Below are 18022 nucleotides of genomic sequence, written 5' to 3' on the forward strand. Positions count from 1 at the left end.
GTGCCCACGGTGTCACCAGGAGTGGCGCAACTCGAGCCCGAGGAAGCGGGCGTAACCCGTCAGCGCGGCGTCCACCCGCTCACGCAACGCGGCGTCGAACGGCACGAGCTGCTGCAGCTTCACCGTCACCGCCTTCGCGCCCAGCGTCCGCGTCCAGGTGCCGACCACGCGCCCGCCGCGCACCACGGTCGACCGGAACACGCCGTTGTTGCCGGGGACCACCGCCGCGGCGTGCACCGGGTCGAGCATCAGCGACCGGTCCTTGAAGCCGAGCAGGTATTCGTCGAAGCCGGGCAGCGTGTGCAGGTCGTCGACCGGCGCGCGGGGCGCGTCGAGCAGCGCGGCGTCGACCACCGCGGGCTCGCCGTCGACCTCGACCGGGGCGAGCAGGTCACCGGCCAGGGTGATCGCCCGGGTCGCGTCGGTGACCGTCAGGCCGGTCCACCGGGCCAGCTCGTGCCGGGTCACCGGGCCGTGGCCGCGCACGTAGCGGTGCGCCAGCAACGCCAGTGCCTCGTCGCGCTCCGGGCGGTGCGGGTCGGGCGCCCACTCGTCGAGCAGCGCGAACGTCTGCTCGGTGCCCACGTGCGGCGCGATGCAGGTGACGCCGCGCTGGCTGGCGTACCAGAGCAGGTGGTAGCCGCGCTGACCGTCGGTGGCCAGCCCGGCCGCGCGCAGCGCCGCCACGCACTCGGCGCGGGCCAGCCGGCCGCCGCCGGTCAGCGCCGCGCGCAGCACGTCACCGGCCCGTTCGCCGTCGGCGACGGTCAGCCCGAGTTGCCGCCACCGCCCGGCGATGCCGGCCAGCGTCCGCACCCCGGTCAGCTCCAGCATCCACCGCGCGTCACGCGCCGGGACCAGATGCACGGTGCCGCGCATGGGCCAGGTGCGCAGCGCCTCGCGCCGCTCCAGCGCCGCGCGGACGTCGGCCTGGGTGGAGCCGGGCAGGCGCAGGCCGAGCGACCACAGCCCGCTCGCCGCGTCCTGCGCCTGCATGGCGCCGAACCACTCGACGACGTCGGCGACGCGCTCGGGGCGGGCGGTGGGGTGCGGGCGCAGCAGCAGGCCGGTCATTCGCAGCGCGAGCGCCTCGGCGCGGTTGAGGCGTACGGTCACGGGCGTCAGCGTAGGCCCGGGGTACGACAACCCGGCCCCTGATCGCGCTGCGCCGGCGGCGCTGCCGACACCAGCGCGATCCCCCGTTCAGGATCCCGGCGCGGGGGCGGCCGCTGCGGCCGGCGCCGGTTCGACCAGCATCCCGTGTGAGCTGGGTGGGCAGAGCGGTTGCGGACGGAACTTGCGCAAATCTTGAGCCACGCTCAGTCCAGGCGCCGGTGCATGACCAGCAGGTCGACGTACCCCCGGGTGGGGTGCCGGAAGCCCTCCGGCACCCGGCCGATCACCTCGAAGCCCAGCGACCGCCACAGCTCGACGGCCCGGGTGTTGGTGGCCACCACGGCGTTGAACTGCATGGCCCGGTAGCCGTCGGCCCGGGCCGCGTCGAGCACGTGCGCGGCGAGCGCCCGGCCGACGCCGCGCCCGGCGGCGGCCGGGGCGACCATGAACGACGCGTTCGCCACGTGGTCGCCGGGGCCGCCCTGGTTGGGCGCCAGCTTGGCCGAGCCGAGCACCGCGCCGTCCGGCGCCATCGCAATCACCGTCCGTGCCGGCGCCGGCGGCATCCAGAGCTTGCGGGCCTGCTCCTCCGTGACGTCGCGGGGCCAGGTGTACGTCTCGCCGGCCGCCACGATGTCGCGCAGGAACGGCCAGATCAGCGGCCAGTCGGCCGGCGTGGCGGTGCGGATCTCCACCCGGAGAGCATGCCACGCCCTGAGTTTGACGGAACAAGTAACGGGTAGTCGCCGGAGCTGACCCGAGACGAGGAGGGAACGTCTGATGGATGGCCAGGTCAAGGTCGCGGTGATCTATTACAGCGCGACCGGCATCACCTACCAGATGGCGCAGGCGGCGGTCGAGGCGGCGGGGGAGGCCGGCGCCGAGGTGCGTCTGCGCAAGGTACGTGAGCTGGCGCCCGACGAGGCGATCCGCTCCAACTCCGGCTGGCAGGCGCACCGGCTGGAGACCCAGGACGTGATGGAGGCGCAGCCGGACGACCTGTCCTGGGCCGACGTGATCATCATGGGGTCGCCGACCCGGTACGGCATGATCGCCGCCCAGCTCAAGCAGTTCATCGACACCACCGGCCCGCTCTGGGCCGCCGGCGCGCTCGCCGACAAGGTCTACAGCGGGTTCACCTCGACCGCCACGTCGCACGGCGGCCAGGAGGCCACACTGCTGTCGCTGTACACGGTCTTCTACCACTGGGGCGGCATCGTGGTGACCCCCGGTTACACCGACCCGAGCCAGTTCGTCGCCGGCAACCCGTACGGCGCCTCGCACACCAGCAACAACGGCGAGGTCGCCCCGGACCACGTGGCCCTGGCCGCCACCGCGCTCACCGCCAAGCGCGCCGTGCTGATGGGCGCCGCGCTGAAGCGGGGCATGGCCGGCTGACCCGACTGGCGACCGGTGGCCGGACGGGGGCTCTCGAACCCGTCCGGACCACCGGTCGCCAGTGCCCTACCCGCGATCGGCCGCTCCATGCGCGCTCAGCGCCGGCCGGTCGAGCAGATGCCCGAGCAGGTCCGCCAGGACCCTCGTGCCGTCCTGGCTCAGCACCGACTCCGGGTGGAACTGCACCCCGGCGAAGCCCGCGCCGCGCAGCGCGTGCACCGCGCCGTCGGCCGGGTCGCGGGACACCTCGACCGGGCCGTACGGGCCGGCCACCCGGTCCGCGTCGGCGAGCGCGGTGAAGCTGGCGTAGAACCCGACCCGGCGGGTCGTCCCGAACACCGGGACGTCCCGCGGCAGCCCCTGGTACGGCGCGTCGCGGCGGTGCAGCGGCAGGCCCAGCAGCCCGGCGAGCAACTGGTGGCCCAGGCACACGGCGAGCGTCGGCCGGCCGGACGCGAGCAACTCGGTCAGCAGCGCCCGCAGTGCCACCATCTTCGGCGCGGCCGCGTCCCGCGGGTCACCCGGGCCGGGGCCGACCACCACCAGGTCGTATCCGTCCAGCGGGCCCGGGTCCGGCCAGTCCCGCCGGGTCACCGCCAGGCCCAGCGCGCCGAGCTGGTGGGCGAGCATGCCGGTGAACGTGTCCTCGCCGTCGACGATCAGCGCCCGCCGCCCGGCCAGCCCGCGCAGCGCGATCGCGCCCGGCTCCCGCTGCTCCAGCCAGAACCGGGCCAGCGGGGCGTTGCGGGCGGCCAGCGCGGCGCGTACCTCGGGGTCGTCGGCGTACCGGACGGCCGGCTCGGTCGCGGAGCGCGGCGCGTCCGGGCCGAGACCCAGCGCGGCCAGCACACCGGCGGCCTTCGCGTGCGTCTCGGCCACCTCCCCGGCGGTGGTCGAGTGCCGGACCAGCGTCGCGCCGACCGGCACCCGCAGCGCGCCCTCGGGCGAGATCTCGGCGGTACGGATCAGGATCGGCGCGTCCAGCGTCTGCCGGCCCTGCTCGTCGCGGCCCAGCAGGGCGAGCACCCCGGCGTAGTAGCGCCGGCCGGTGCGCTCGTGCCGGGCGATCACCCGGCAGGCGTTCTCCATCGGGCTGCCGGTGACGGTGGGCGCGAACATGGTCTCCCGCAGCACGTCGCGTACGTCCCGGGAGCAGCGCCCGGCCAGCAGGTACTCGGTGTGCGCCAGGTGCGCCATCTCCTTCAGGTACGGCCCGACCACCTGGCCGCCGTGCTCGGCGACCACGGCCATCATCTTCAGCTCCTCGTCCAGCACCATGTACAGCTCCTCCACCTCCTTCGGGTCGTGCAGGAAGCGCAGCAGCGCGGAGCGGTCGACGGTCTCGCCCCGGTGCCGGAACGTGCCGCTGATCGGGTTCATCTCGACCAGCCCGTCGGCGACGCTGACGTGCCGCTCGGGGCTGGCGCCGACCAGGATCCGGGTGCCGGTGTGCACCAGGAACGTCCAGTACGCGCCCCGCTCGCGCAGCAGCAGCCGGCGCAGCGCGGCCAGGGCCGCGGCCAGCGGGTCGCCCTGCACCGTGGCGCGCATGGTGCGGTGGATGACGAAGTTGGCTCCCTCGCCCCGGCCGATCTCGTCGGCCAGCACCCGTTCCACGATCGCCGCGTACTCGTCGTCGGCGATGTCGAAGCCGGCGTCGCGGGTGCGCACCTCGGCGTCGGGCAGGTCGTCGAGCAGCTCGGCCAGGGGTATCCGCCGGTGCGCCTCGACCGCCAGGAACTCCAGCGGCAGCCCGTCGTCGACACACTCGAAACCGCGTTCGGTGACCTGCCGGAACGGCACCAGGGCCAGCGTGTGCGGGCCGGCGCCGTCCTCGGGCAGCGGCAGGTCGGCGAGCGCGCCGGCGGTGCGTACCGGGCCGGTGAACAGGTCGACGTGGTCGGCGCCCTCGCGGCGGACGAGCGCGAACGGGCCGGGGTCGCGGCCGGCCGCGACGGCGGCGAGCGGGTCGGACAGGCGGGTCATCGGGTCTCCTCGGTGGGCCGGTGGCCGCCGGTGAAGGCGACCCGGGATGCCGGGGGAGACCGGCGGCCGCCTCGTCGGGCGGCCGCGTGGGGAAGCTACGCGCGGGGGTGGGCCGCCGGGTCGGCGGGCCACCAGCAGGACAGGTGCGCGGGCATGACGGTCACTGTACGCGATCGACAGGCGCCGTGGAACCCGATCGCGCGTCACCGGGTACGGATCTTGGAGTGGCCGCCGGTCCCGCCGGGTAGGTTGACCGGCGATGGACATTCTCGCTCTGGATCTGGGCACCTCCTCGGTGCGCGGCCTCGTGCTCGACGCGGACGCCGTGCCGCGCCCGGGCGCGCTGGCCCGCCGCCGGGTGCACCTGGTCACCGGGGACGACGGCACCGGGACGCTCGACGGCCCGGCCTACCTGGCGTGCCTGGTGGAGTGCCTGGACGAGCTGGCCGCCGGTGGGCACCTGCGGGACGTGGACCTCGTGGCCACCTCCGCGCAGTGGCACTCGGTGCTGCCGCTGACGCCCGACGGCACACCGTCGGGGCCGGTGCTGACCTGGCTGGACACCCGGCCGGAGCCGCCGGCCGGCGCGACCGGCCCGGCCGACCCGGCGGACTTCCACCGGCGGACCGGCACCTGGTGGCACCGCTGCTACTGGCCGGTGCGGCTGCCCTGGCTGCGCGAGCGCGTCGACCGGTGCACACGCTTCACCGGGCTCGCCGAGTACGCGCTCGGCACGCTGCTCGACGACGCCCCGATGTCGATCTCGCTGGCCTCCGGCACCGGGCTGCTCGACCTGCGCCGCATGGACTGGGATCCGGAGGCGTGCGAGCTGGCCGGCGTACGCCCGGATCGGTTGCCGCCACTGGCCCCCCGGGGCTGGCACGGCCGGCTGAACGCGGCGTACGCGCGGCGCTGGCCGCAGCTGGCCGGCGCGCGGTGGGCGCCACCGGTGGGCGACGGCGCGGCCGCCAACGTCGGCTCGGGATGCGTCGACCCGACCCGCGCGGCGGTGACAGTCGGCACCTCCGCCGCGGTCCGCATGATCCAGGCCGTGCCGGCCGGCGCGGAGCCGCCGCCGCTGCCCGGGCAGCTGTGGCGGTACCGGGTCGACCACGACCACGTGGTGACCGGCGCGGCGTACTCCAGCGGCGGCAACCTGTTCGCCTGGGCGGCGCGTGAGCTGCGGCTGCCGGAGGGCTCGGAGCTGGAGGCGGCGCTCGACCGCGCCGCCGGCTCGGTGCGCGCGAATCCCCGCTTCGGCGGCGACCGGCCGCCGGGTGTCGCCCCGGCGGGCTCGGGGGAGCTGCGCGGGCTCAGCTTCGGCACCACCGCCGTGGACATCCTGGCCGGGCTGATGAGCGGACTGTGCCGGCTCGTCGCCGACGACCTGACGCTGCTGGAGGCCGGTATCGGCGAGCCGATGGAGGTGGTCCTCGGCGGTGGGGCGCTGACCGCCTCGCCGTGGTGGCGCGGGGCGTTCCTCGACGTGCTCGCGCCCCGCCGGGTGTGCTGGCAACGCAACCCGGAGATCGGTGCGACCGGCGCCGCGCTAGTCGCGCTCGGCCGGATCGCGGAGGCCGACGAGATCGCCGGGATCGGCCGGACGGGCGAGGCCGCCTCGCACGCGTGACCGTCCACCCGCGGCGCTGACCGTCCTGGTCATGCCGTCCGGGCGGCCGTTGACACCGACCGACGGCCTGATTGGATGGACTCCGCTCCCCGACGTGGTGGGGCGGGAGGAGGAGGCAACCGTGGGCGCAGGTCCCGACCCGGTGCGCGGCGCGGCCCCTCAGCCGCACCGGCGGCGCTCCGGGTTCCGGCTGCGGGACTGGCGGATGGGCACCAAGCTCGCCACGGTGCTGGTGATCCCCTCACTGGCGTTCCTCGTCCTGGCCGGCATCCAGACCCGCGGGCTGGTCGGGCAGACCACCACGCTGAGCGCCTTCGCCGAGCAGGTCGGCATCGGGCGGCAGATCTCCACCGCCGTCGACCGGCTGCAGCACGAGCGGGACCGCACGGCGGGCGAGCTGGCCGCGCTGCGCCGCGCCGGCACCGACCGGGACGCCGCGGTGGCCGCGCTGAAGCCGCTCCAGGAGGCCACCGACCGCGCGATGACCGACCTGCGTGCCGCCGCCGCTCCGCTGGCCGACGCCGACGCGGCCTGGCGGGTCTCCTACTCCGAGGCGGTCGAGGCGTACGACCAGGTGGTGAACATCCGGGCGGCGGTGGCGCCCGCGGTGCTCTCCAGCGACACCGTGCTGAGCAACTACCACCGGTCGATCGCGGCGCTGCTGAACCTGCTGGCCGAGCCGTCGCCCGGCGGCGGCCGGCAGGAGCTGACCGAGGCGGTGCTGCGGTACGCGCAGTTGTCCCGGGTGAAGGAGCTGTCCTCGCGCATCCGCGCGGAGCTCTACGCCGCCGCCCGGTCCGGCCGGTACGAGCCCGACGACCAGGTGACGCTCAGCGACCTGCGAGCCCAGCAACTCACCGCCCTCGGCGCGTTCCGGGTCGCGGCGACCGCCGACCAGATCCGTCGCTACGACCGCACCTCGGTCGATCCGGCCTTCGTCGCCGCCACCCGGATGGAGGAACGGACGCTGCCCGGCGGCGGCGAGACGAAGCCGGCCCTGCTCGACGCGACCCAGTGGTGGGCGGCCAGCGAGCAGCGGCAGGAGCTGTTCCGCCAGATGGAGAGCGAGATCGTCGCCGACGCGGTACGCCAGGCCGACGACGCCAGCGCCCGCCAGCTGCGCGACACGCTGCTGGTGGGCGGCGCGATCGCCACGGTGCTCCTGGCCGCGGTGCTGATCTCGCTGCTGGTCGGCGGGTCGGTGGCCCGCTCCATGCGGCAGCTGCGCGGCCAGGCGCTGCGGATCGCCCAGGTGGATCTGCCGCTGACGCTGCAACGGCTGCGCACAGTCGACCGCCCGGTCGGCGCGATCGACGTGCCGCCCTCGGTGATCGACTCGCAGGACGAGATCGGCGAGCTGGCGGAGGCGTTCGTGGCGGTGCACCGCAGCGCCGTCGACGTGGCGGTCGAGCAGGCGATGATGCGACGCAACGTCAACGCCATGTTCGTCAACCTGGCCCGGCGCAGCCAGGTGCTCGTCGAGCGGCAGCTGGAGCTGCTCGACGAGCTCGAACGCGAGGAGAGCGACCCGGACCAGCTGGAGAACCTGTTCAAGCTCGACCACCTCGCCGCCCGCATGCGCCGCAACGACGAGAGCCTGCTGGTGCTGGCCGGCAGCGAGTCGACCCGGCGGTGGAACCGCCCGGTGGGCCTGGGCGCGGTGCTGCTGGCCGCGAGCGCGGAGATCGAGCAGTACCAGCGGGTGCGCCACGAGAACCGGACCGACCTGCACGTCGTCGGGCACGCGGTGGGCGACCTGGTGCACCTGTTCGCGGAGCTGCTGGAGAACGCCACCGCCTTCTCCCGTCCGGACACCGCGGTGCGGGTGGTCGTCGAGCCGGACGGCCGGGGCGCGCTCGTGCAGATCGTCGACGAGGGGCTGGGCATGAGCCCGCCGGCGCTGGCCGAGGCGAACGCGGTGCTCGCCGAGCCGCCGGCCGCCGACGTGTCGGCCTCGGAACGGATGGGCCTGTTCGTGGTGAGCCACCTCAGCGCCCGGCACGGCGTACGGGTGCGGCTGAGCTCGGGCCGGGAGGGCCTGGTGGCCCGGGTGCGGATCCCGGTCGCGCTGCTGGCCGAGGCGCCCGCGCCGGAGGCGGGCCGGCCGGAGCCGAATCGGCTCGTGCGCGGGACGGCGCAGGCGATGCTCACCGGCCCGGTCACCGCGTCCGCTGCGCTCGCCGCGGCGACCGCCGAACTGCCGGTGGCCGGATGGCGTCCGGCACCGGGCCAGCCCGCGGCGCTGCCGGTGTCCCCGCTGACCGGGCGGCCGCTGGGCGACGGGACGGACGCCGGGGCGGCTGCGCCGGCGCCGCCCGCCGCGCCGGTGACCGCGCCGCGTCCCCGCCCGGGACGGGCCGAGGACGTGCTCACGCCGGACGCCGGCGCGGCGGGCGGCGGGTGGTTCAGCCGGCAGGGTCCGGCCGCGTCGGCGCTGGGTGTGACGCCGGCGCCGGCGGCGACGCCGGTGACCGGAGGGACGAACGAGCGGGGCCTGCCGGTACGCGTGCCGATGGCCCAGCTCGCCTCGGCCGCCCCGGCCGACCGCCCGGTGGTGCGGCACGAGCCGGACCCGGAGGCGGTCGGCGGCATGCTGTCGCGCCTCTACAGCGGGGTACGGCGGGCCGAGGCCGAGGAGACCACCGAGATGTACCTGCCGCGCGATGAAGGAGGACGACGACAGTGACGACGTTGAGCCAGGAGGCACGCGACCTGAGCTGGCTGGTGAACGCGTTCGCGGAGCGCGTTCCCGGGGTGGCGCACGCGGTGGTGGTGTCCTCCGACGGGCTCCTGGTGGCGATCTCGGCGCACCTGCCGCGCGACAACGCGGACAAGCTCGCCGCGGTGACCTCCGGCCTGATGAGCATCACCGCCGGTGCGGCCCAGATGTTCGACGGTGACGTCGTCAAGCAGACGGTGGTCGAGATGGGGCGCGGCTACTTCCTGGTGATGCAGATCCGGGACGGCTCGATCCTGGCCACGCTGGCCGGGGCGGATGCCGACATCGGCGTGGTCGGCTACGAGATGGCGCGGCTGGCCAAGCAGGCGGGCGAGATGCTCACCCCGGCGTTGCGCGCCGAACTCCAGCAGGCGCTGCCGCGCTGAGGCGGCCCGGTGCCCGGCCGGCATCGCGCCGGCCGGGCACCGTCACCTACAGGCCGTTGCGGCGGATCACGTCGCGGTACCAGTGGGCGCTGCGCTTGAGCACCCGCCGCTGGCTGGCGTAGTCGACGTACACCAGACCCCAGCGCTGCTCGTACCCCTCGGCCCACTCGAAGTTGTCCAGCAGCGACCAGACGTGGTAGCTCTCCAGCGGCACCCCGTCGCCGATGGCCCGGTGGGCGGCGGCGAAGTGGTCGCGCAGGAAGGTGACCCGCCCGGCGTCGTCGACGTTGCCGTCCGCGCCGGGCACGTCCGGGCAGGGCAGGCCGTTCTCGGTGATGGTGATCGGCACCCGGCCGTAGTCGCGGGTGACCCGGGTCAGGATGTCGTACATGCCCTCCGGGTAGATCTGCTGCCACTCCGCCTCGGAGGTGGGCCACTTGCGGACCGTGCCGCCGTCGGCGGTGACGTAGATCGGCGTGTAGTACTGCACGGCGAGCAGGTCGACCGGGCTGGAGATGATCTTCAGGTCGCCGTCGCGGACGCCGCGGGCCATCCGGCTGGCCGGGCCGAGGTCGTCCAGCACGTCCTGCGGATACGCGCCCTTGAAGATCGAGTCGAGGTAGAGGCGGTTCTCGTAGCCGTCGTAGAGGCGGGTCGCGGCGGCCGACTCGGCGGAGTCGTCGGCGGGGTAGCAGGGGTGCAGGTTGAGCGCCGGGCCGATCCGGCCGGTGCCACCGGAGGCGCGCAGCGCCTGCACGGCGAGGCCGTGGCCGAGCTGGAGGTGGTGGGCGACCAGGTACGCCGCGTCCTCATCGCGGATGCCCGGCGCGTGGTGGCCCCAGATGTAGCCGTTCTGCACCACGGTCTTCGGCTCGTTGATGGTCAGCCAGACCGGCACCTGGTCGCCGAGGGCGCGGAACACCATGTCGGCGTACTCGGCGAAGCGCTCCGCGGTGTCCCGGTTCTCCCAGCCGCCGGCGTCCTGGAGGGCCTGGGGGAGATCCCAGTGGAACAGCGTGGCCATCGGCGCGATGCCGCGCTCGTGCAGCCCGTCCACCAGGCGGCGGTAGAAGTCGAGGCCGCGCTGGTTGGGGCGGCCGGAGCCGTCGGCCTGGATGCGCGGCCAGGAGATGGAGAACCGGTAGCTGCGCAGCCCCAGGTCGCGCATCAGGTCCAGATCCTGCGCGTACCGGTGGTAGTGGTCGGCCGCGACGTCGCCGGTGTCGCCGTTGCGGGTCCGGCCCGGCGTGTGGCTGAAGGTGTCCCAGACGGACTCACCCCGCCCGTCCTCCTTCGCGGCCCCCTCGATCTGGTACGCCGAGGTCGCCGCCCCCCAGGCGAAGCCGTCCGGGAAACGCAGCCCGCGGTCCGGCTCCGGGTCGGTGGTGCGCTCGGGCGGGCTGTCGCAGCCGCCGAGCGTGACGGTCGACGCGGCGATCCCGGCCGCGGTGGCGCCGGCGAGCCCGGTCCGGGCCGCGCCGGCCGCGGTCGCGGACAGGGCGGCGCGGCGGAGCAGGCGCCGTCGGGTGAGTAACGACATGAGGTTTCTCCTCGGAGTGACGGGCCGCCCTGGGCCGGGAGCGCTCCCATCATAGCCAGGGAGCGGCCGGCCCGATCCGGCGGTCGCGGCGACGTGCGGCGCGGCCGGCGGGCGGCCGGAAAGTGGGTGGGCGGGGGCGTCGCTCGGGAAGTCGCTCGCGGCGGCGTGAGCGGCGAGGGGTGGGGCGGATAGCGAGAAAGGCCGTCCGGGTGGCGTGTCACGCCTGTCCCGTCGGCCTCTTTTGCCGTCGACAACGGGGGTTTAGTGTGGGGACGGGGGAGGGCAACCCCCGTCCCCACCGATGGTGCACACACGCACGAAGTGGAATTGGCGTCCGTCGTGCGCGTCGCGCGGGAGCCGGGCCACGCGAGTGGCTCTGGTTCCACCTCCCTCCGTCTGGCGGGTGACGGCCGGCGGCGGCGTCCGGGCTGGTCCGCCGTCGGCCTCTGGCCGACGCGCCGGGCACGGGTGTACCCGGCGATCCAGTACTTGTATCTCCGTCGATGGAAGCGCTCCCATCGGCGATGCTGCGACTGTAACGCCCGTCACGGGTTTGGAAAAGCCCCTAAACGAGATCGAAACATGGAAGCGCGTATCTACGCTGGCCGTTGTGGTGGGAGCGCTTCCATGTCACACTCTCGTCACGCCACGCGGAGCCAGTGAACGCGAGCGCGGGCCGCCGAGGGCACCCGGTGACGAACCGGTGCGGCGCCCCGATCCCCGGCACGGCCGGGACGACCACCTTTCCGGACGCCTCCGTCCCCCCGCGTACGCCCCGTCGGCGCGTGGAGGCGCCCCGCCGGGGCCCCAGGTCCCGGCCCAGTCCGAGGAGACACCGCCCACATGAGACTTCTGGCCAGACGTCGCCGCACGGCGATGGTCGCCGCCGCCGCCCTCGTCATAGGCGGGGTGGCCCTGCCCGCGGGCGCCGCCCAGGCCGCACCCGCCTGCGACGTGACCTATGCGACGACCGACTGGAACAACGGGTTCACCGCCAACGTCACCATCAAGAACCTGGGCGACGCGCTGAACAACTGGTCGCTGAAGTTCGCCTTCCCGAACAGCAGCCAGCGCGTGGTTCAGGGCTGGTCGGCCCGGTGGAGCCAGTCCGGCAGCGAGGTGACCGCCACGAACGAGTCGTGGAACGGCAGCCTGCCCACCGGCGCGTCCACCAGCATCGGCTTCAACGGCAGCTTCAGCGGCAGCAACCCGAAGCCCACCGCGTTCACGCTCAACGGGGTCGCCTGCAACGGCGCGCAGACCAACCAGCCGCCGACGGTCTCCCTGAGCGTGCCGTCCGGCCCGTTCGAGGCGCCGGCGGACGTGCCGCTGACCGCGACCGCGAGCGACACCGACGGCACCATCAGCAAGGTCGAGTTCTACCGCAACGGCCTGCTGGTCAACACCGACACCACCGCGCCGTACGGCTACGACCTGCTCGACCTGCCGGCCGGCAGCTACACCGTGCAGGCCAAGGCGTACGACAACGCGGGCGGCACGGCCGTCTCGGAGAAGTCGTTCACCGTGACGGCGGCGAGCGGGCCGAGGCTGGTCGCCAGCCCGTCCGCGGTCACCGTCGCCGAGGGCGGCAGCGCCACGGTCCGGTACACGCTCAGCGCGGCGCCGACGGCCAACGTGCCGGTGACCCTCGCCGTCACCGGTGACAGCGACATCACCGTCTCGCCGTCCACGCTGACGCTCACCTCGAGCAACTGGAGCACCGGCGTCACCGCCACGGTGTCGGCCGCGGAGGACTCCGACACGGTCGGCGGCACCGCCACGATCACCGCGTCGGCCACCGGCTACGCCCCGATCTCCGTCGTCGCCACCGAGGCGGACAACGACACCCCCGGCGGCGACAACGCCTACATCAAGAAGTTCCTCGACCAGTACGGCAAGATCAAGAACTCGGGCTACTTCAGCCCCGAGGGCGTGCCGTACCACTCGATCGAGACGCTGATCGTCGAGGCACCCGACCACGGCCACGAGACCACCTCGGAGGCGTTCAGCTTCTGGCTCTGGCTGGAGGCGCAGTACGGCCGGGTCACCCAGAACTGGGCCCCGTTCAACAACGCCTGGACGGTGATGGAGAAGTACATCATCCCGTCGCACGCCGACCAGGCCACCGCCGGCTCGCCCGGCACCCCGCAGTACGCCGCCGAGCACAACCTGCCCAGCCAGTACCCGTCGGCGCTGGAGGCCAGCGTCCCGGTCGGCCAGGACCCGCTGCGCTCGGAGCTGCAGTCCACCTACGGCACCGGTGACATCTACGGCATGCACTGGCTGCTCGACGTGGACAACACCTACGGCTACGGCCGCTGCGGCGACGGCACCACCCGGCCCGCGTACATCAACACCTTCCAGCGGGGCACCCAGGAGTCGGTGTGGGAGACCGTGCCGCAGCCGTCCTGCGACACGTTCAAGCACGGCGGCCCGAACGGCTACCTGGACCTGTTCGTCAAGGAGTCCAGCGCCCCGGCCAAGCAGTGGAAGTACACCAACGCCCCGGACGCCGACGCGCGTGCCGTCCAGGCCGCCTACTGGGCGCTGACCTGGGCCAAGGCGCAGGGCAAGCAGGCCGACGTGGCGGCCACCGTGGCCAAGGCCGCCAAGATGGGCGACTACCTGCGCTACGCGCTGTTCGACAAGTACTTCAAGAAGATCGGCAACTGCGTCGGGGCGTCCACCTGCCCGGCCGCCAGCGGCCGTGACTCGGCGCACTACCTGCTCTCCTGGTACTACGCCTGGGGTGGCGCGTACGACACCTCGCAGAACTGGTCGTGGCGGATCGGCTCCAGCCACAGCCACTTCGGCTACCAGAACCCGTTCGCGGCCTGGGCCATGACCAACGTCGCGGAGCTGAAGCCGAAGTCGCCGACCGCGGTCTCCGACTGGCAGAAGAGCCTCGACCGGCAGCTGGAGTTCTACACCTGGCTCCAGTCCGCCGAGGGCGGCATCGCCGGTGGCGCCACCAACAGCTGGGACGGCAGCTACGCCCAGCCGCCGGCCGGCACCGCCACCTTCTACGGCATGTTCTACGACGTCGACCCGGTCTACAACGACCCGCCGTCGAACCAGTGGTTCGGCATGCAGGCCTGGTCGATGCAGCGCATCGCCGAGCTGTACCTGGAGACCGGCAACGCGAAGGCCAAGGCGCTGCTGGACAAGTGGGTGCCGTGGGCGATCGCCAACACCACTGTCGGCACCAACTGGTCGATCCCGTCGGACATGAAGTGGACGGGCCAGCCGGCCAACTGGAACCCGAGCAGCCCGCAGCCGAACACCAACCTGCACGTCGAGGTGACGGTCAAGGGCCAGGACGTCGGCGTCGCCGGCGCCTACGCCCGCACGCTCATCGCGTACGCGGCCAAGTCCGGCAACACCGCGGCGAAGGACACCGCCAAGGGTCTGCTGGACGCGCTCTCGGCGTCCGCCGACAGCAAGGGCGTCTCGACGCCGGAGAAGCGCGGCGACTACAAGCGCTTCGACGACGTCTACAACGCCGCCGACGGCCAGGGTCTCTACGTCCCCAACGGCTGGACCGGGAAGATGCCCAACGGCGACGCGATCGCCCCGGGCAAGAGCTTCCTGGACATCCGCTCGTTCTACAAGAACGACCCGGACTGGCCGAAGGTGCAGGCGTACCTGGACGGCGGTCCCGAGCCGGTCTTCAACTACCACCGGTTCTGGGCGCAGGCGGACATCGCCATGGCGTACGCCGACTACGGCACCTACTTCCCGCAAGGGTGAGGTGACCCCTCCTTCGTGGGCGGGTGAGAGCCCGCCCACGGAGGAGGCCGACCCGGCCGATGGGGGAACGGAGCGGCCGGGTCGGCGAACGGCCTGACGCCCGCGGTCAGGCCGGGTGGGCCGGCCGTCCGGCCGACGCAGCGGACCGGCCGGCCCACCACTCCGCCCGGCGACGACCCATGGCGCGAAAAGGCACGGAAAATTCAGCGGTCCACGGGATCACATCCGGGCCCTGGACGGAGTAACGTATTTGACGGAGAGGCCGCTCCCCCCGTGGCGGCCTCTCCATTATTCTGTGCGCGCCGCCACACCGTCCGCGTCCGCCGGGTCCACCGGGTGCCGCAGCCCCGGATGTCCGGCCGGCAGCGAGCGCCGGATCACCACCCAGCTCCCCGTCAGCGCCGCCGCGATCAGCGGCCAGGTCAGCGCCGCCCGCGCCACTGTGAGCGCGACCACCTGCCCGTACAGCCACAGTGGGACGAACACCGCGACCCGCAGCACGTAGGTGGCCGCCCACACCCAGCTGGCCCGGCCGTACGCCCGCAGCAGCGCCGGGTCGCGCCGCCACCGGGTGCGCTGGCCCAGCGCCGTGCCGACCACCACACCCAGCAGCGGCCACCGCACCACGATGCTCACCGCCCAGGCCAGCGCGCTCGCGGTGTTGGCGGCGATCTGGAGCAGGAAGAAGTCGGCGGCCCGGCCGGTGCGCAACGCGACGAGCGCGGCCACGCAGACCGCGAGCAGCCCGACCAGCACCGAGCGGGGACGGTCGCCGCGCCGCCACCGCCAGCCGGCCACCGCCGTGCCGGTCAGCACCGCCGCGAGCACGCCGCCGCCCAGGCCGCCGAGCACCCAGCCGAGCCCGAACGCCAGCGGGGGAAGCGTCGCGTCCACCGCCCCGCGCCGGCCGCCGAGCAGGTCGGCCAGCGACTCCGGCCGCGGCCCGTCCGCCGGTTGCCGCTGCGGCGTGCCGGTCACGCGCCACCTCCTCGAAATCGCCCGCCTCACCGTACGCCGCCGCCGATGGCGCTCCGCCGCGCGCCGGAGCGGACCTACCGTTAAGTTGTCCGGGTGCGGGAGACGGCGAGGGGTTGGACGGCGGTCTGGTTGGTCGTACTGGCCCTGATCCAGACAGCCGCGTTCGGGCTGGTGTGGCGCTTCGCCGTACACACCGAACTGGGCCAGTGGCTGGACACGGTGGCGCTCACCGGCAACCGGATCGGCCAGGACCGCATCGACGATCCGGTGGACACACTCCTCAACGCCATGTCGGTGGTGTCGCTGCTGGCCGCGACCGCCGTGATCGGCTTCATCGCGCTGATCCGGGGACGCAAGGCGCTCGCCGTCACCGCGACGCTGCTGATCGCCGGCGCCAACGTGACCACGCAGCTGCTCAAGCACTACCTGGCCCGGCCCGACTTCGGCATCGACCCGGAACGGGCCGCCGCCGGCAACAGCCTGCCCAGCGGGCACACCACGGTGGCCGCCTCGGTCGCGGTCGCGCTGATCCTGGTGCTGCCGCGCAAGCTGCGGGTCGCCGGGGCGTTCCTCGGCGCCGGGTACGCCGCCGCCGCGGGCGTCGCCACGCTCTCCGCCGGCTGGCACCGGCCCAGCGACGCGGTCGCCGCGTACCTGGTGGTCGGCGCGTGGGCCGCGGTCGCCGGGCTGGTGCTGCTGTTCTTCCAGCGCGAGCAGGCGGTGGTGGAGCCGGGCGACGCGCACCGGGTTGCCGGCGCCGTGCTCGGCGGCGCCGGCGTGGTGGCCCTGCTGGCCTCCGCGGTGGCGCTGTCCTGGCTCGTCGACCGTTCCACAGTCCCCGTCCAGGCGCTCGGCCGCCGTCCGCTGTTCATCGGGTACGCGGGCAGCGCGGCCGGCATCGCCGGCACGATCGCCGTGGTGGCCGCGCTGGTGCTGGTCGTGGTGCACCGGCTGGTGCCCCGCTGGAAGGGCTGACCGCAGGTGCAGACCGTACGGGCGGCGTTCCGGGCCGAGTGCGAACGCCTGGAACGGGTGCTGCGCGACCTGGACGACGCGGCGCTGGACCGGCCCACCCCGTGCCCGCCCTGGCTGGTACGCGACCTGATCGCGCACGTGAGCACCGGAGCCGGGCGCCTGGCCCTGATGCTCGCCGAACCCGCGCCGCCCCGGGCCGAGGTCGACGCCGCCGCCTACTTCGGCGCGGCCAAGTTCAGCCCGCCGGTCGACCGGGACCGCGTCGACTCGGCACGCCGGGCCGCCCGGGAGCACCCGGGCGCGGCCGAGGTGGCGGGGGAGTTCGGCCGGGCCTGGCGCGCCACCGACGAGGCGGTCGCCGCCGCGCCGCCCGGCCGGGTGGTGCGCACCCGGCACGGTGACGCGATGGCGCTGCCGGAGTTCCTGCGTACCCGCGTGGTGGAGGTCGCGGTGCACGGCCTGGACCTGGCCGACGCGCTGGACCGGCCGCCGTGGCTGACCCCGCCCGCGGCGGCCGTGGCGGCCGGCGTGCTCACCGGCGGCGCGCCGGTGCCGCCGGGCCTGCGCTGGGACACGCTCACCGTGCTGCGCAAGGCCACCGGGCGGCTGCCGCTGACCGGCGACGAGCAGGCCGAGCTGGCCCGTGCCGGCATCGGCCGGCTCGCGTTCGGCGGCTGATCTCCGCTCAGCGCCCGGCACACCGCCGCAGGTGATCCAGCACGATCGGGTCGATCCGGCCGGGCACGAAGCGTTCCTCCAGGTTCTCCAGGCCGGTCCAGGCCGCCAGCGCGTCGTCCAGGCCGGCCGGGCCGACCGGGTGACCGGTGGCGGCGAGCAGCTCCGCCACCTCTGCCGCGAGCGGACCGGTGAGATCCCGCAGCGTGGCCGGGTCGGGGCGGCCGAACAGCATGTGGTGGATGCCGAGCAGGCGGCGCAGCTCGGCGACCGGGTCGTCGTGGTCGTCCACGCGCAGGTCCACCAGTTCGTCGCCGGTGCCGGCGTAGCCGGCGTGGCGCTGCACCACGAGTATCGCGGCGCTCTGCCGGCCGCGCCGGTCACCGCCGGCCGCGTCACCGGCGGTGAGCGCCGCCAGCATGCGCTGCGGGAACGGCAGGTCGTCGCGGGCCAGCCAGGCGTCGCGCAGCGCGTCGATCACCTGCGGGCCGGTCAGGATGTTGCCCTGCGCGGCCCAGCCGTCGCCGGCCTGCCCGCCCGCCCAGGGGTGGCAGCGCGGTCCGGTCCAGGTGGCCCCGTCGCCGGTCGCCCCCACCACGGCGAGCTGCCGGTCGTCGCGGCCGGGGTCGGCGGCGACCAGCCCGGCCACCGCGTCGGTGGCGCTGACGCCGGTACGCAGCAGCGCGAGCGCCTGCGCCCGGTAGGCGAGGTTGGCGTGCGCCTGGGTGGCGACCGCGCCCACCAGTGCCTCGGCGGCCGGCACGAGCGCCCCGGCGGCGAGGAAGCGGCTGGCCACCGCCACGCCGTACAGGTGCCCGTCGGCGGAGCGGGCGACGAGCGAGAAGGTCACGCGCGGATCGTAGCCCGGT

General features: G+C 74.4%; 13 protein-coding genes. 7 read left to right on the forward strand and 6 right to left on the reverse strand.

Translation table 11 applies throughout. The annotated features are described in order from the left end of the window. Positions 1–12: 12 nt before the first annotated feature. Together ACN27C_RS19180 and ACN27C_RS19185 are read right to left on the reverse strand one after the other, a co-directional pair. On the reverse strand, positions 13–1116 hold the full coding sequence (locus ACN27C_RS19180) for a winged helix DNA-binding domain-containing protein (protein ID WP_422747157.1): 1104 nt from the start codon (positions 1114–1116) through the stop codon (positions 13–15). 203 nt (positions 1117–1319) lie between these two features. After that, complete coding sequence (locus ACN27C_RS19185) at positions 1320–1811, reverse strand: GNAT family N-acetyltransferase (RefSeq protein WP_422747159.1); 492 nt, start codon at positions 1809–1811, stop codon at positions 1320–1322. Positions 1812–1896: 85 nt separating this feature from the next. Between ACN27C_RS19185 and wrbA the strand changes: the two genes are divergently transcribed. Then, positions 1897–2514, forward strand: a complete 618-nt coding sequence (gene wrbA / locus ACN27C_RS19190; RefSeq protein ID WP_120569050.1) for an NAD(P)H:quinone oxidoreductase — start codon at positions 1897–1899, stop codon at positions 2512–2514. 66 nt (positions 2515–2580) lie between these two features. Here the strand turns inward: wrbA and ACN27C_RS19195 are convergent, their stop codons facing one another. After that, positions 2581–4500, reverse strand: coding sequence for a chorismate-binding protein (locus ACN27C_RS19195; protein ID WP_357797807.1), 1920 nt, complete (start codon positions 4498–4500; stop codon positions 2581–2583). A 259-nt stretch (positions 4501–4759) separates the two neighbouring features. On the opposite strand from ACN27C_RS19195, the gene ACN27C_RS19200 reads away from it, so the two are divergent. From ACN27C_RS19200 to ACN27C_RS19210, 3 genes are read left to right on the forward strand one after another with little or no spacing between them, the layout of a single operon-like run. Beyond that, the gene (locus ACN27C_RS19200) at positions 4760–6130 is read left to right on the forward strand and encodes an FGGY family carbohydrate kinase (protein WP_422747161.1); all 1371 of its coding nucleotides are present in this window, start codon (positions 4760–4762) and stop codon (positions 6128–6130) included. Between the two features lie 31 nt (positions 6131–6161). Beyond that, positions 6162–8816 (forward strand): nitrate- and nitrite sensing domain-containing protein, encoded by a 2655-nt coding sequence (locus tag ACN27C_RS19205; RefSeq protein WP_422747163.1) that lies wholly within the window; start codon positions 6162–6164, stop codon positions 8814–8816. A gap of 5 nt (positions 8817–8821) precedes the next feature. Continuing rightward, a complete protein-coding gene (locus ACN27C_RS19210; RefSeq protein ID WP_199733231.1) occupies positions 8822–9235 on the forward strand; it encodes a roadblock/LC7 domain-containing protein in 414 nt (137 codons plus the stop codon). A gap of 46 nt (positions 9236–9281) precedes the next feature. Here the strand turns inward: ACN27C_RS19210 and ACN27C_RS19215 are convergent, their stop codons facing one another. Continuing rightward, entirely contained in the window at positions 9282–10775 is a 1494-nt protein-coding gene (locus ACN27C_RS19215; RefSeq protein WP_364809127.1) for a GH1 family beta-glucosidase, read from the reverse strand. An 852-nt stretch (positions 10776–11627) separates the two neighbouring features. On the opposite strand from ACN27C_RS19215, the gene ACN27C_RS19220 reads away from it, so the two are divergent. Then, the gene (locus tag ACN27C_RS19220) at positions 11628–14525 is read left to right on the forward strand and encodes a glycoside hydrolase family 48 protein (RefSeq protein WP_422751649.1); all 2898 of its coding nucleotides are present in this window, start codon (positions 11628–11630) and stop codon (positions 14523–14525) included. A gap of 288 nt (positions 14526–14813) precedes the next feature. Here the strand turns inward: ACN27C_RS19220 and ACN27C_RS19225 are convergent, their stop codons facing one another. Then, positions 14814–15503 carry a DUF3159 domain-containing protein gene (locus ACN27C_RS19225; protein ID WP_120569057.1) on the reverse strand — a complete coding sequence of 230 codons (690 nt, stop codon included), beginning with the start codon at positions 15501–15503 and terminating at the stop codon, positions 14814–14816. A gap of 93 nt (positions 15504–15596) precedes the next feature. Between ACN27C_RS19225 and ACN27C_RS19230 the strand changes: the two genes are divergently transcribed. Continuing rightward, positions 15597–16478: a phosphatase PAP2 family protein gene (locus ACN27C_RS19230; RefSeq protein WP_422747166.1), complete on the forward strand. Its 882-nt coding sequence runs from the start codon at positions 15597–15599 to the stop codon at positions 16476–16478. Between the two features lie 6 nt (positions 16479–16484). Further along, on the forward strand, positions 16485–17156 hold the full coding sequence (locus ACN27C_RS19235; RefSeq protein ID WP_422747168.1) for a maleylpyruvate isomerase N-terminal domain-containing protein: 672 nt from the start codon (positions 16485–16487) through the stop codon (positions 17154–17156). A 7-nt stretch (positions 17157–17163) separates the two neighbouring features. On the opposite strand, the gene ACN27C_RS19240 is transcribed toward ACN27C_RS19235, so the two are convergent. After that, positions 17164–18003: a DUF1028 domain-containing protein gene (locus tag ACN27C_RS19240; protein ID WP_422747170.1), complete on the reverse strand. Its 840-nt coding sequence runs from the start codon at positions 18001–18003 to the stop codon at positions 17164–17166. Positions 18004–18022: the final 19 nt, after the last annotated feature.

This window comes from Micromonospora sp. WMMD1219, assembly GCF_049315215.1.
Classification (GTDB): Bacteria; Actinomycetota; Actinomycetes; order Mycobacteriales; family Micromonosporaceae; genus Micromonospora; species Micromonospora tulbaghiae.